This window comes from Streptomyces sp. NPDC048462 (assembly GCF_043200175.1).
Lineage (GTDB): Bacteria > Actinomycetota > Actinomycetes > Streptomycetales > Streptomycetaceae > Streptomyces.
Genome location: NZ_JBICXG010000022.1, coordinates 58,085 through 70,127 on the forward strand (window position 1 = coordinate 58,085; position 12,043 = coordinate 70,127).

The window sequence follows — 12,043 nt, forward strand, 5'->3', positions numbered from 1 at the left end:
GTGGGCCCGGCGTGCTCGGGCCCGGCGGGTCCTGCGTCGCGTCCTCACCTGCACGGTGTCCGACCGGCAGGCCGTTGTCCATCCTTCGGGCCCCTACCGCGGGCCCCGGGAACCCACCGGGTCTCCCCGGCCGGGCCCCCCTGGTTCTCAGGCCCGGGTACTCCGGTCGCTCACGAGCGAACCGATCTTCTCACCCTTGACGGCACGGGCGATATTGCCCGCGGTCGTCAGCTCGAAGACGAGGATCGGCAGCTGGTTGTCACGGCAGAGCGTGATGGCGGTGGCGTCGGCGACCTTGAGGTCACGGGCGAGCACCTCGCTGTACTTCAGCGCGTCGAACTTCACCGCTCCGGGGTTGGTCTTCGGGTCGGAGTCGTAGACCCCGTCCACACCGTTCTTGCCCATCAGCAGCGCCTCGGCGTCGATCTCCAGGGCGCGCTGGGCCGCGGTGGTGTCGGTGGAGAAGTACGGCATGCCCATACCGGCGCCGAAGATGACGACGCGGCCCTTCTCCAGGTGCCGTACGGCGCGCAGCGGGATGTACGGCTCCGCGACCTGGCCCATGGTGATGGCGGTCTGGACGCGGGAGTCGATGCCTTCCTTCTCCAGGAAGTCCTGGAGTGCCAGGCAGTTCATGACCGTGCCGAGCATGCCCATGTAGTCGGACCGGGCCCGGTCCATACCGCGCTGCTGGAGCTCGGCGCCGCGGAAGAAGTTGCCGCCACCGATGACGATCGCGATTTCCGCGCCGTCCCGGACGACCGCCGCGATCTCGCGTGCGATGGCGTGCACGACGTCGGGGTCGACACCGAGACCCCCGCCGCCGGCGAACGCCTCTCCGGACAGCTTCAGCATGAAGCGTCCGGCCACCTTGCCGTCGTCGCGCCTGTGGTCACCTGTTGCGGCGTCCGCGCCCTTGTTCATGGAGATTCTCCTCGTGCACATACGAAGAAGGCCATTGCCGGTGGGTCCTGTGTCCCTCAGCGGCAATGGCCTCCTCGTCAGATCTGCGGTCGTACGGCGGTGTGCGGCCGTCGACTGCACCAGACCCTATCGGGGTCCACCGTTTTTCGCGGACGGACTCAGATGCCGACCTTGATGCGCGAGAAGCGCTTCAGGGTGACACCGGCCTCGTCCAGGACCTTCTGGACGGACTTCTTGTTGTCCAGCGCATACGGCTGGCCGAGGAGGGTGGCCTCCTTGAAGAAGCCGTTGACGCGACCCTCGACGATCTTCGGGAGCGCGGCCTCGGGCTTGCCCTCGGCGCGCGTGGTCTCCTCGGCGACACGACGCTCGGTCTCGACGATCTCGGCCGGGACGTCCTCGCGGGAGAGGTACTTCGGCGCGAAGGCGGCGATGTGCTGGGCAAGGCCCTTCGCCAGGTCGGCGTCGGCCTTGTCGAGCTCGACCAGGACACCGATCTGCGGCGGCAGGTCGGGCATGGTGCGGTGCATGTACACGGAGACGTAGGCGCCGGTGAACTGCTCGAAGCGGTCCAGGACGATCTTCTCACCGAGGTTGGCGTTGGCCTCGTCGACGTACGCCTGAACCGTCTTGCCGGCCTCGATCTCAGAGGCGAGCAGCGTGGTCAGGTCGGCCGGGGAGGTGGCGGCGACGTGCGCGGCCAGCGCGTTGGCGACAGCCTGGAACTTCTCGCCCTTGGCGACGAAGTCCGTCTCGCACTTCAGCTCGAGCAGGACGCCGGAGGTGTTGTCCTCGGAGATGAGGGAGACAACGGCGCCGTTCTCGGCAGAACGGCCCTCGCGCTTGGCGACGCCCTTCTGACCCTTGATACGAAGGGCCTCGACGGCACCTTCGACGCTGCCATCGGCCTCGTCGAGCGCCTTCTTGCAGTCCATCATGCCGGCGCCGGTGAGCTCACGGAGCTTCTTGACGTCAGCGGCGGTGTAGTTCGCCATGAGTCTGTATTTCTCTCTCGAAGTCTGAAAGATCTACGGGTGAACGGCGGGGGCGGTGCCTGTGTGGCACCGGCCCCCGCCGTCGTCAGCCGTGACGGGTGTCAGGCCTGCTCGCCGTCCGCGGCCGGGGCCTCGGCGGCGGGTGCCTCGACGGCCGGCGTCTCGGTGGCGGGCGCCTCAACGGCAGCCTCGGCGGCGGGCGCCTCAGCGGCAGCCTCGGCGGCGGGGGCCTCAGCGGCCTCCGCGTCCGCGACCTTCTCGGTCTCGGCGGAGGTCTGGACCTCGGCGTCGGCCTTCTTGTCGCCCTCGAGCAGGTCACGCTCCCACTCGGCGAGCGGCTCGCCGGCGGCCTTCTCGCCCGGCTTCGAGTCGCCGGTCGCAGCGCCGGAGCGGGCGATGAGGCCCTCGGCGACGGCGTCGGCGATCACGCGGGTGAGCAGGGTGACGGAGCGGATCGCGTCGTCGTTGCCCGGAATCTTGTAGTCGACCTCGTCGGGGTCGCAGTTGGTGTCGAGGATCGCGACGACCGGGATGTGGAGCTTGCGCGCCTCACCGACGGCGATGTGCTCCTTCTTGGTGTCGACGATCCAGACGGCGCTCGGCACCTTCTGCATCTCGCGGATACCACCGAGGGTCTTCTCCAGCTTGGCCTTCTCGCGGGAGAGGACCAGGAGCTCCTTCTTGGTGAGGCCGGAGGCGGCCACGTCCTCGAAGTCGATGAGCTCGAGCTCCTTCAGACGCTGAAGGCGCTTGTAGACGGTGGAGAAGTTGGTGAGCATGCCACCGAGCCAACGCTGGTTGACGTACGGCATGCCGACGCGCGTCGCCTGCTCGGCGATGGCCTCCTGGGCCTGCTTCTTCGTACCCACGAACATGATGGAGCCGCCGTGGGCGACGGTCTCCTTGACGAACTCGTAGGCGCGGTCGATGTACGACAGCGACTGGAGCAGGTCGATGATGTAGATGCCGTTGCGCTCCGTGAAGATGAAGCGCTTCATCTTCGGGTTCCAACGACGGGTCTGGTGACCGAAGTGGACGCCGCTTTCCAGCAGCTCCCGCATCGTGACGACGGCCATGGCCGTACTCCTTGAGGTACTCGGTTATCGCGACCGCAGGTTTGCTGTCGCGCCTGACGCCCCGACGCGCCGTGCCACGAGGGACCGAGGAGCGCGGCCACCTCCGTTGAGAGGGAGATGGCGGGGCGTGCGAAGTCGACCCGGTGACCCGGATCGCCAAAAGAAGTGTACGGGACCCGTCGAGTGCCGGGTGACGGCGCTGTCCACAACCGGCCGGTACTCCACAGATCCGGTCCATGATCCCCCGCGGACCGGGTCGCCGGGGGACGGTTGTGCCATGCGAATCACATCTGACCAGGACGGATCCCGGGTCCGGCCCGCAGGCCGCCGTGGACGGGGCGGTGCGCCGGGGCGTCCGGTGCGGGCGGTGTCGGCGGTGGCCGCAGCGGCGGTCCTCGCGGCGGCGCTTCTCGCGGCGGGGTGGTGGTGCGGGACGACGGCCGTCGCGGCGGACCGGTCGCCCGCACCCGTGACCGCGCCGGTGCCCGCGCCCGCCCCGGCCGATCCGCCGCCGGACCGCGCACGCGTCTGGCCGCTGGCCGGCCGGCCCGTGGTCGTACGGGGATGGGAGCCGCCCGCCACGGACTACGGACCGGGGCACCGCGGGGTGGACCTAGCCGCCGCACCGGGCACGGAGGTGCTCGCGGCCGCCTCCGGCCGGGTCTCGTTCGCGGGCGGGGTCGCGGGACGGGGGGTGCTGGCCATCGAGCTCGCGGGGACGGGCGATCCGCCGCTGCGGACCACGTACGAGCCGGTGCGCCCGATGGTCGCGAAGGGGGACGAGGTCACCGCGGGACAGGTGGTGGCGGTGATGGCGCCGGGGCCCTCCCACTGTGAGTCCGGCTGCCTGCACTGGGGGCTGCGCCGCGCGGCGGCGTACCTGGACCCGCTGTCGCTGCTGCCGCCCGCGCTGTTGCGGCGCGGGCCCTCCCGGCTGCTGCCGGTGACCGGCGTGCCCGAACCCGCACCGGCGCAGAGCGGGAATCCGGCGAAGCCGCAGGACGGCGGGGACCCAGTCATGCTGCCGGACGGCGGGGCGGCCGCCGCCCTGCTGACGGGTGTCGCGGTGATGCGCCGGGGTCAGGCCCGCGCGCCGGGGAGGCCCCGGACACCGCCCAGGACCATGGCGACCGCGGTGTCCGCGATCACGGACGGCTCCTCCGCCACGCTGAGTTCGATACGCCGGACCGCGGCGTCCACCGAGCCCTGCAGCAGCATCGCCGCCAGCCGGGGCTGCTCGTGGCCGAGGTCGCCGAGCGCCTCGACGATCATGGCGATCAGACCGCCGTGGGCCGCGCGGATCTTCTCCCGGGCGCCGGCGTCCAGCTCACTCGCGGAGATCGCGACGACGGCGCGGTGGCGCCGATCCCCCACGAGATCGAGCTGCCGTCGCACGTACGCCTCGATCTTCTCCTCCGGCGTCCCGGCCCGTTCCATCGCGTTCTCCACCTCGGCCGCCCAGACGGGGAAGTCGACGGTGCAGAGCTCCTCGACGACGGCGGCGCGGGAACGGAAGTACTCGTAGACGGAGGACCGGGCGAGGCCCGTGCGCTCGGCGAGGGCGGGGAAGGTCAGCGCCTCCGTGCCTCCCTCGGACAGCAGGGAACGCGCTGCGTCCAGGAGGGCGCCGCGCTGCATGGTCCGGTGCTCGGCCACGGAGGCCGCTCGAATCCTGGGCACGCCTCCACTGTACGGCGGCGGGTGCCCAGGAGGGAGCGGGTGGCCCCGATCGGTGGCCGAGGCGGCCGAGGGCGGTCTGCGCAGGGGGGCGCCGGCCGCCGCAGCAGGCGGTCTCAGCGCCCGGCGTCGGCCAGTTTCGCGCGCAGCTGCAGCACGGACTTCGTGTGGATCTGGCTGACCCGGCTCTCGGTGACCCCGAGGACGTTGCCGATCTCGGCGAGGGTGAGGCCCTCGTAGTAGTAGAGCGTGACAACCGTCTTCTCGCGGTCCGGGAGGGTGTTGATCGCCCGCGCGAGCAGCCTCCTGAGCTCACGCCCCTCGGCCACCTCCACCGGATTGTCGGCTGCGGTGTCCTCCAGCGTGTCCATCAGGCTCAGCCGGTCGCCGCCCTCGCCGCCCACATGGAGCAGCTCCTCCAGCGCGACCACGTTCGCCAGCGACAACTGGCTGAAAACCGCGTGCAGTTCCTCCAGTCCGATCTCCATCTCCGCGGCGACCTCCGCCTCCGACGGGGTGCGCCGCAGCCGCGCCTCCAACGTGGCGTAGGCGCGTTCCACCGCCCGCGCCTTCTGGCGCACGGAGCGGGGGATCCAGTCCAGGGCCCGGAGTTCGTCGATCATCGCGCCGCGAATGCGGGTGATCGCGTACGTCTCGAACTTGATCGCCCGCTCGATGTCGAACTTCTCGATCGCGTCGATCAGCCCGAACACCCCCGAGGAGACGAAGTCCGCCTGCTCGACGTTGGACGGCAGCCCCACACTCACCCGGCCGGCGACGTACTTCACCAGGGGCGAGTAGTGCAGGATCAGCTGCTCCCGCAGCCGCTCGTCGCCCGTCGTCTTGTACGAACGCCACAACTCGTCGAGCGAGGAGGGGGCGGGAGGGCGCACAGTGCCACGCGCAGCCGGTGGTACTGCCGCGCGGTCAGACCCGGAGGTGTGCTGGGGCATGTGGTGCCTTGAGCCGTTCTGCTGTGAAGTGCTGGGGGATGTGCGTTCTGGGGCGGGATCCTTGTGAGCGTAGCGTGACTGAAGTGTCGCGGTGCGCGCAGGATATGGGATCGGAGCCGTCCGCTTCCGGAGGAACGGACACGTCACCGGTCGCGGGGACGGACGGGGTTACGGACGGGGCCACGGCCACGCTGACGGACACCGCGGACACGACACCTGACGCGGCGCCGGAGACGGCCGCGCACGCGGACACGGACATGACTGGCGTCGGGGCCGACGCGTCGCGCGCCGGCCCCGGAGGCGCTGCCGAACCATCCGCCGGGGTCATCGCCATCACCTTTTCACCCGAATGCTCCAGGTCAAGTACCGCCTCGCCGCGCGTCGTCATTGCAAGTCGGCCGCCGCGTCAACTGCCATCCATCGCCATGACGTTCGACGAACCCCAGTGAGTGCAGTTCGTACAGCCTGGCGAGGGCCTCGTCGGCGCTCGTTCCGGCGGTGCGGGCCACCTCGCGGCCGCCGACGGCGCCACGGGCCGGCAGCGCGTCGAGAACCCGGGCGCAGCCGGCGTCCAGCAGGTCGCGCGGCAGCACCCGCCCGCGTCGGTACGGGGCGAGTTCCCCCATGTCACCGACCAGTTCGACGACTTCCGAGGCATCCGTCACCAGCACCCCCTCTCCCCGCAGGAGTTCATGGACGCCTGCCGACAGACCGCTGGTGGCGGGCCCGGGAACACCCATCGTGAAGCGGCCGAGCCGCTGGGCGCAGCGTGCCGTGACCAGTGAACCGCTGCGGTACTCGGCCTCCACCACGACGGTCCCCCTCGTCAACGCGGCGATCACCCGGTTCCGGAGGATGAACCGGGTGCGGGTGGGGTGTTCGGCCGGCGGCAGTTCACCGATGACGAGCCCCTGTTCGACCACGCGCCCGATCAGTTCGGCATGTCCGCGGGGGTACGCGACGTCCACCCCGCAGGCCAGCACCGCCGCCGTCGCCCCGCCCGCGGCGAGGGCTCCCCGGTGGGCGGCCCCGTCGACGCCGAACGCCGCACCCGATACGACCACCCACCCCCGCTCCGCGAGACCGCCACCGAGGCTCGCCGCCATGTGGGCGCCGTACGGGGTGCAGGCACGGGCCCCGACCACCGCGACCGAACGCAGCGCCCAGAGCCGCAGATCGGGCCTCCCCCGCACCCAGAGCCCGGTCGGCCGGCCGTCGCCCAGGTCGTCCAGCTGGCTCGGCCACTCGCGGTCGCCCGGACAGACGAAGCGCCCGCCGACCTCGGCCACCGCCGCCAGGTCCCGGGCGGGTTCGGCCGCCTCCGCCCGCAGCCGGTAGCCGGCCAGTCGCCTCGCCGTCATACCGCTCAGCCGCTCGGCCGATCCGTCGCGGGCCGTGATCCGCCGCAGCAGTTCTCCGGCGCCGCACTCCCGGAGCCAGCGGCCGCCCCGTTCGTCCCCCGGTTCCAGGACCCGGCTCAACGCGGCCCGCGCCAGCCGCTCCCCCTCACTCACCCCACCGGCAGCCCGCACCGGCCGCTCTCCGTCGTTCGCCCCACCGGATACACACACCCGCCGCTCTCCGTCGTTCGCCCCACCGGATACACACACCCGCCGCTCCACGCCATTCGCCCCCGCTGCCGGCGGTTGTCCCTCGGCGCGCGGGCCGTACGCGGCGCCCGCCGCCCAGTGGCTCGCCCCGGACCCGTGCCCCGTCATGCCGCACCCGCCGTCATCGGGGCCCCGCGCGGGATCCCGGTGCGCAGCTCGAGCGCCACCGCGATGTCCGAGGCGTCCGGCCGGCCCGCGCCCCGCAGATCCGCGAGGGTCCACGCCACCCGCAGGACCCGGTCCAGGCCGCGCGCGGTGAGCAGGCCCCGTTCCATGTCCCGTTCGGCCGCCAGCAGCGCCCCCGGCGCCGCGACCAGCCGGGTCCTCAGCTCGTGGCCGGGCACCTCGCTGTTGCTGGTCCAGGGGGTGCCTGCCAGCCGCTCCGCCGCGCGGGCCCGCGCCTCCCGCACCCGGGCGGCGACCGTCGCCGTCGACTCGCCTCGGCCGCCCTGCCCCATCAGGTCCGCGCGCCTGACCGGTTCGACGGTCACCCGCAGATCCACCCGGTCGAGCAGCGGGCCGGAGAGCCGGGCCTGATAGCGCCGGACCGAGGCGGGCGGGCATTCGCAGCCGGCCCCGTTCAGGGTGTGCCGCCCGCACGGGCAGGGGTTGGCGGCCAGCACCATCAGGAAGCGGGCGGGCAGCCGCACCACGCCGGCGCTGCGCGCCACCACCACGTGCCCCGACTCCAGCGGCTGCCGCAGCGCGTCCAGGGCCCGTACCGAGAACTCCGGCGCCTCGTCCAGGAAGAGGATGCCGCGATGGGCCAGCGACACCGCGCCCGGCCGTGGCAGCCCGTTGCCCCCGCCGACCAGCGACTGCATGGTCGCGGAGTGGTGCGGTGCGCAGTAGGGCGCCCGGGAGACGAGCGGCTCGCCCGGCGGCAGGATGCCCGCCACCGAGTGCACCGCGGTCACCTCCAGGGACTCCTGCCTGGTCAGGGCGGGCAGGATCGCGGGCAGCCGTTCGGCGAGCATGGTCTTGCCCGCGCCCGGCGGCCCGGACAGCAGGAGGTGGTGACCGCCCGCCGCGGCGACCTCCAGGGCCTTGCGCGGCCGCTCCTGGCCCGCGACGTCCGCCAGATCCGGCCGGTGTCCGTCGCCCTGTGCCGGGCCCCGGGCGATGCCGGTGCCCATTCCGGCGCCGGGCACCATGAGACCGGCCAGCATCGTGTCGGGGCGCCCCTGGTCGTGGGGCTCCTGCTCCTCGGGCACCGGCTCGTCGCGGAGCACGGCGATCAGCTGCCGCAGGCTCCGCACCCCGAGCACGGAGACCCCGGGCACCAGCGCCGCCTCCCCCGCCGTCTGCTCGGGGACGACCACCTGGCGGTAGCCGGCCTCCGCGGCGGCCAGCACGGCGGGCAGCACCCCGCGCACCGGCCGCACCCGGCCGTCGAGCCCCAGCTCCCCGATCATCACGACATCGGCGATCGAGGCGGGGTCGATCCGCTCGGCCGCACCGAGCACCGCGCACGCCACAGCGAGATCGAAGCCCGAACCGCTCTTGGGCACCGAGGCCGGGGACAGGCCCACCGTGAGCTTCTTCTGCGGCCACTCCGCCCCGGAGTTGACCACCGCCGCCCGTACCCGGTCACGGCTCTCCACCAGGCTCTTGTCGGGCAGCCCCACCAGGGTGAACGCCGCCACCCCGGGCTCCAGGTCCGCCTGGACCTCCACCACCACGCCCTCGACGCCGACCAGCGCCACCGAGCAGGCACGCGCGAACGCCATCACGCCACCCCCCGGGCGTGCTCGGCCAGCGGCGCACCGCGCCTGGGCAGCACCACGCCGACCAGGTCGATCCGCACGCCACCGGGCGGCGGACCGCCGTGCCGGTCGAGCCAGAGTTCGGCCAGCCGGCGCAGCCGGTCCGCCTTGGCCGGTGTCACGGCGGCCATCGGGTGCTCGAATCCACCCGCCCTGCGCGTCTTCACCTCGCAGATGACGAGCGCGTCGCCGTCCAGCGCGACGATGTCGATCTCGCCGGTGCGACAGCGCCAGTTCCGCTCCAGTACGGACATGCCGGCGTCGGTCAGCAGCCGCGCCGCCAGATCCTCGCCGTACCGCCCGAGTGCCCCCCGTGCGTTCATATCGGCACCACCTCCGGCACCGACTCTGACGCGTCCGCCCGCAGCTAGTGGATCTTGGTGGACAAGCGGGCGGATGTGGACAACTCAGCCACCCGGAAGTTCGAGATCGCTCTTGTTGAGCTCCTCGATGTTGACGTCCTTGAACGTCAGCACCCGGACCTGCTTGACGAACCGTGCCGGCCTGTACATGTCCCAGACCCAGGCATCCGCCATGGATACCTCGAAAAACACCTCGCCCTGGACCGAGTGCACCTGCATCTCGTAGTCGTTGGTGAGGTAGAAGCGCCGTTCGGTCTCGATCACATATTTGAACAGACCGACGACATCGCGGTACTCCCGGTAGAGCTTCAGCTCCATCTCGGTCTCGTACTTCTCGAGGTCCTCGGCGCTCATTGGCATGTTCCCCTTCAGCCGTGCGTGCCCCCATTGTGCGCCAGGCCCGGCGCCCGGACGCTCAGGCGATTTCGGGAGCCAGAACCAACGGCGTACGCGGGGGACCCTCGTCGAGCAGCGTGTGCAGCAGCCCGGCGAGTCTGGTCGGGTACACCGTCTCACGCGTCGCCGACAGTTCGGCGGAGGTCCACCACCTCAGGCCCGCGACACTGCGCCGTTCCAGCCCGGTCTGCCCGCTGGTGTCCGTCAGGGTCTGCTCCGTGCGGGCGAGGAAGTACCACTCGTCCTGCTCCCAGCGCCGGCCGTCGAACGGAAAGGAGCACATCCGCTTCCAGAGGAGCGGGCCCAGCTCGACATCCCTGATCCCGGTCTCCTCGGCCAGCTCGCGCAGCGCGGCCCGCTCCCGGGTCTCATCGCCTTCCAGCCCCCCGCCCGGGGTGAACCACCAGGTGCTCGCGGGGTCCTCCGGTTCGAAGCCGTGCATCAGCAGAATGCGGTCGTCCGGATCAAGGAGTACCAGCCGGGAGACCTTGCGCTGCTCAGCGGACACCGGCAGCCGCCTTCCCCTGCTTGTTCCGCTTCGACCGGGAGGACCGGGCCGCGAGCGGTCCGTACACGGAACCGCCCAGAATGAGCAGCAAGCCCGCGATCACCGCTGCGAGCTGGAGCTTGAGCGGTCCGGCGGACGACACACCGCCGGGCAGGGCGGCGAAGGCCCCGGGCCGTTCGACCATGCTGCCCAGCGGCCAGGCCACGGCGTCCACCCGGGCCGTCACGGCGCTGCGGGGCACCGAGCCCTGCCCGCCGTCCTCCAGATGGACCCGGGAGTCCAGCGAGACCTGGCGGTCGTCGCCCAGGAGGAAGAGCTGTCCCTTCGGCACCTCGGCCGCGAAGCCGTTCGCCGAAGCGGGGTCCGTCGACTGCAGATACGGTTCCGCGACGGGTATGCCGTTGATCGTGAGCCGGCCGTCCTTCTGGCAGCAGGCGACCTTGTCGCCGCCGATGCCGACGACCCTTTTCACCATCGGCATGTCGCCCCACGCCGGATCGGTGAAGACCACGACATCGCCCCGGCGCACTTCGCTGCCGTCCACCCGTTGCGCGAGGACCCGGTCCCCGGCGTTCACCGTCGGGGTCATCGACTCCGTCGGCACCGTGTACGGCCGGTACACCACGGCGGCCCAGGCGAACCCGCCGAGGAAGAGCACACAGCCGACGGCCACCGCCAGCCCCGACAGCTTGCTGCCGAGCCGGCCGCGGCCGTCATCCGTACGTCCTGTTCCACTCATCCCAGCGTCCCCCATCGGAGATCGACAATCGCTGATCCGAGTCGGCACCCTACCCGGCGGTACGCCCGCCGGTCAGCCTCCGCCTGCGCAGAAGCACGATCGGCAGGGCGCCGGCGATGCCGAGCGCGCCGGGAGCCAGCGCGGCCGCGGTGTTGATCCCCGGCTGGTCGAAGGTGTCCGGGACCGACAGGGTCGCCCAGCGGTTGACCGGCCACGCGACCACGATGGCCCGGCCCACGACGTCGTCCACCGGCACGAAGCCCTTGTTCACGTCGTTCATGTGATAACGCGAGTCCGCGGAGTCCTGGCGGTGGTCGCCCATCACCCAGATCTTGCCGTCGGGCACCTTGAACGGACCGAAGGGCATGTCGTCACAGGCCGTGCCGCCGGGGAAGATGTACGGCTCGTCGAGCGGCTTGCCGTTGACGACGACCGGGCCGCCCTTCTTGCACGACACGGTGTCGCCGCCGACCGCGATCGTCCGCTTGATCAGGTCCTTCTCCTGCGACGAGGGCATCAGGCCGATGAAGCTGAGGAAGGTCTGCACCGCGTTCGACTCGGGCGTCGGCTCGCCGTCCAGCCAGCCGCTCGGGTCGTGGAAGACGACGACCTCGCCGCGCTCCGGCTCCGAACCGAACCACGGGGTCAGCTTGTCGACCAGCACCCGGTCACCCCGCTGAAGGGTGTTCTGCATCGAATCCGACGGAATCGAGAACGCCTGCACCAGAAACGTCTTGATCAGCAGCGCCAGAACCAGCGCGATACCGATGAGGAGCGGCAGCTCCTTCCAGAGGGGGCGGGGCTTCTTCGCCCGCTTGCCGCCCTGTTCCGGGATGCGCGCGGCCTCCGGCGCGGCCGGACCCGGTGTCCCTTCCACCGGGTCGAAGGCAGCGTCGGCAGGCTGCTCAACCCTCTCCGTGGACTGCCCGTGTCCGGATCGCGCTCCGCCTGCCACGTCGCTCACATTCATTCCTCACTCTGCGCCAACGGCCGCCCACCCGGGCCTGCCGATCACAAACCCACCCCCCGCACAACGA

12 protein-coding genes and 1 pseudogene are annotated in these 12,043 nt (G+C 71.6%); 1 reads left to right on the forward strand and 12 read right to left on the reverse strand.

The window, feature by feature from the left end:
* Nucleotides 1-147: 147 nt before the first annotated feature.
* From pyrH to rpsB, 3 genes are all read right to left on the reverse strand, one after another.
* Complete coding sequence (gene pyrH / locus ACGFU6_RS29455; protein WP_393615297.1) at nt 148-924, reverse strand: UMP kinase; 777 nt, start codon at nt 922-924, stop codon at nt 148-150.
* Between the two features lie 158 nt (nt 925-1,082).
* Nucleotides 1,083-1,919 (reverse strand): translation elongation factor Ts, encoded by an 837-nt coding sequence (tsf, locus tag ACGFU6_RS29460; RefSeq protein WP_393615298.1) that lies wholly within the window; start codon nt 1,917-1,919, stop codon nt 1,083-1,085.
* A gap of 101 nt (nt 1,920-2,020) precedes the next feature.
* Nucleotides 2,021-2,995, reverse strand: a complete 975-nt coding sequence (gene rpsB / locus ACGFU6_RS29465; protein ID WP_393615300.1) for a 30S ribosomal protein S2 — start codon at nt 2,993-2,995, stop codon at nt 2,021-2,023.
* A gap of 277 nt (nt 2,996-3,272) precedes the next feature.
* On the opposite strand from rpsB, the pseudogene ACGFU6_RS29470 reads away from it, so the two are divergent.
* Nucleotides 3,273-3,824, forward strand: a pseudogene (locus ACGFU6_RS29470) (peptidoglycan DD-metalloendopeptidase family protein); the annotation flags it as partial.
* A 251-nt stretch (nt 3,825-4,075) separates the two neighbouring features.
* Here the strand turns inward: ACGFU6_RS29470 and ACGFU6_RS29475 are convergent.
* The 9 genes from ACGFU6_RS29475 to lepB (ACGFU6_RS29515) form a co-directional block, all read right to left on the reverse strand.
* Nucleotides 4,076-4,651 (reverse strand): TetR/AcrR family transcriptional regulator, encoded by a 576-nt coding sequence (locus ACGFU6_RS29475; protein ID WP_393615384.1) that lies wholly within the window; start codon nt 4,649-4,651, stop codon nt 4,076-4,078.
* 137 nt (nt 4,652-4,788) lie between these two features.
* Nucleotides 4,789-5,625 carry an RNA polymerase sigma factor WhiG gene (whiG, locus tag ACGFU6_RS29480; RefSeq protein ID WP_073739112.1) on the reverse strand — a complete coding sequence of 279 codons (837 nt, stop codon included), beginning with the start codon at nt 5,623-5,625 and terminating at the stop codon, nt 4,789-4,791.
* Nucleotides 5,626-5,984: 359 nt separating this feature from the next.
* Nucleotides 5,985-7,343 carry a DNA-processing protein DprA gene (gene dprA / locus ACGFU6_RS29485; RefSeq protein ID WP_393615301.1) on the reverse strand — a complete coding sequence of 453 codons (1,359 nt, stop codon included), beginning with the start codon at nt 7,341-7,343 and terminating at the stop codon, nt 5,985-5,987.
* Nucleotides 7,340-8,965 (reverse strand): YifB family Mg chelatase-like AAA ATPase, encoded by a 1,626-nt coding sequence (locus ACGFU6_RS29490; protein ID WP_393615303.1) that lies wholly within the window; start codon nt 8,963-8,965, stop codon nt 7,340-7,342. The genes dprA and ACGFU6_RS29490 overlap by 4 nt, the downstream gene beginning before the upstream one ends.
* Nucleotides 8,965-9,324 (reverse strand): YraN family protein, encoded by a 360-nt coding sequence (locus ACGFU6_RS29495; protein WP_123461953.1) that lies wholly within the window; start codon nt 9,322-9,324, stop codon nt 8,965-8,967. The genes ACGFU6_RS29490 and ACGFU6_RS29495 overlap by 1 nt, the downstream gene beginning before the upstream one ends.
* Before the next feature lie 84 nt (nt 9,325-9,408).
* A complete protein-coding gene (locus ACGFU6_RS29500) occupies nt 9,409-9,717 on the reverse strand; it encodes a DUF2469 domain-containing protein (protein ID WP_003965949.1) in 309 nt (102 codons plus the stop codon).
* Nucleotides 9,718-9,778: 61 nt separating this feature from the next.
* Complete coding sequence (locus ACGFU6_RS29505) at nt 9,779-10,267, reverse strand: NUDIX hydrolase (RefSeq protein ID WP_393615305.1); 489 nt, start codon at nt 10,265-10,267, stop codon at nt 9,779-9,781.
* The gene (gene lepB / locus ACGFU6_RS29510; protein WP_393615307.1) at nt 10,257-11,006 is read right to left on the reverse strand and encodes a signal peptidase I; all 750 of its coding nucleotides are present in this window, start codon (nt 11,004-11,006) and stop codon (nt 10,257-10,259) included. Before lepB (ACGFU6_RS29510) ends, ACGFU6_RS29505 begins: the two co-directional genes overlap by 11 nt.
* 49 nt (nt 11,007-11,055) lie before the next feature.
* Complete coding sequence (gene lepB / locus ACGFU6_RS29515; RefSeq protein WP_393615309.1) at nt 11,056-11,976, reverse strand: signal peptidase I; 921 nt, start codon at nt 11,974-11,976, stop codon at nt 11,056-11,058.
* Between the last annotated feature and the right edge of the window lie 67 nt (nt 11,977-12,043).

Excerpts from the sequence above, each read along its gene's own strand:
- ACGFU6_RS29495 (WP_123461953.1), bottom strand. The coding sequence starts at position 9,324 with ATGAACGCACGGGGGGCACTCGGGCGGTACGGCGAGGATCTGGCGGCG.
- tsf (WP_393615298.1), bottom strand. The coding sequence starts at position 1,919 with ATGGCGAACTACACCGCCGCTGACGTCAAGAAGCTCCGTGAGCTCACC.
- ACGFU6_RS29500 (WP_003965949.1), bottom strand. The coding sequence starts at position 9,717 with ATGAGCGCCGAGGACCTCGAGAAGTACGAGACCGAGATGGAGCTGAAG.
- lepB (WP_393615309.1), bottom strand. The coding sequence starts at position 11,976 with ATGAATGTGAGCGACGTGGCAGGCGGAGCGCGATCCGGACACGGGCAG.
- ACGFU6_RS29490 (WP_393615303.1), bottom strand. The coding sequence starts at position 8,965 with ATGGCGTTCGCGCGTGCCTGCTCGGTGGCGCTGGTCGGCGTCGAGGGC.
- dprA (WP_393615301.1), bottom strand. The coding sequence starts at position 7,343 with ATGACGGGGCACGGGTCCGGGGCGAGCCACTGGGCGGCGGGCGCCGCG.
- pyrH (WP_393615297.1), bottom strand. The coding sequence starts at position 924 with ATGAACAAGGGCGCGGACGCCGCAACAGGTGACCACAGGCGCGACGAC.
- rpsB (WP_393615300.1), bottom strand. The coding sequence starts at position 2,995 with ATGGCCGTCGTCACGATGCGGGAGCTGCTGGAAAGCGGCGTCCACTTC.
- lepB (WP_393615307.1), bottom strand. The coding sequence starts at position 11,006 with ATGAGTGGAACAGGACGTACGGATGACGGCCGCGGCCGGCTCGGCAGC.
- whiG (WP_073739112.1), bottom strand. The coding sequence starts at position 5,625 with ATGCCCCAGCACACCTCCGGGTCTGACCGCGCGGCAGTACCACCGGCT.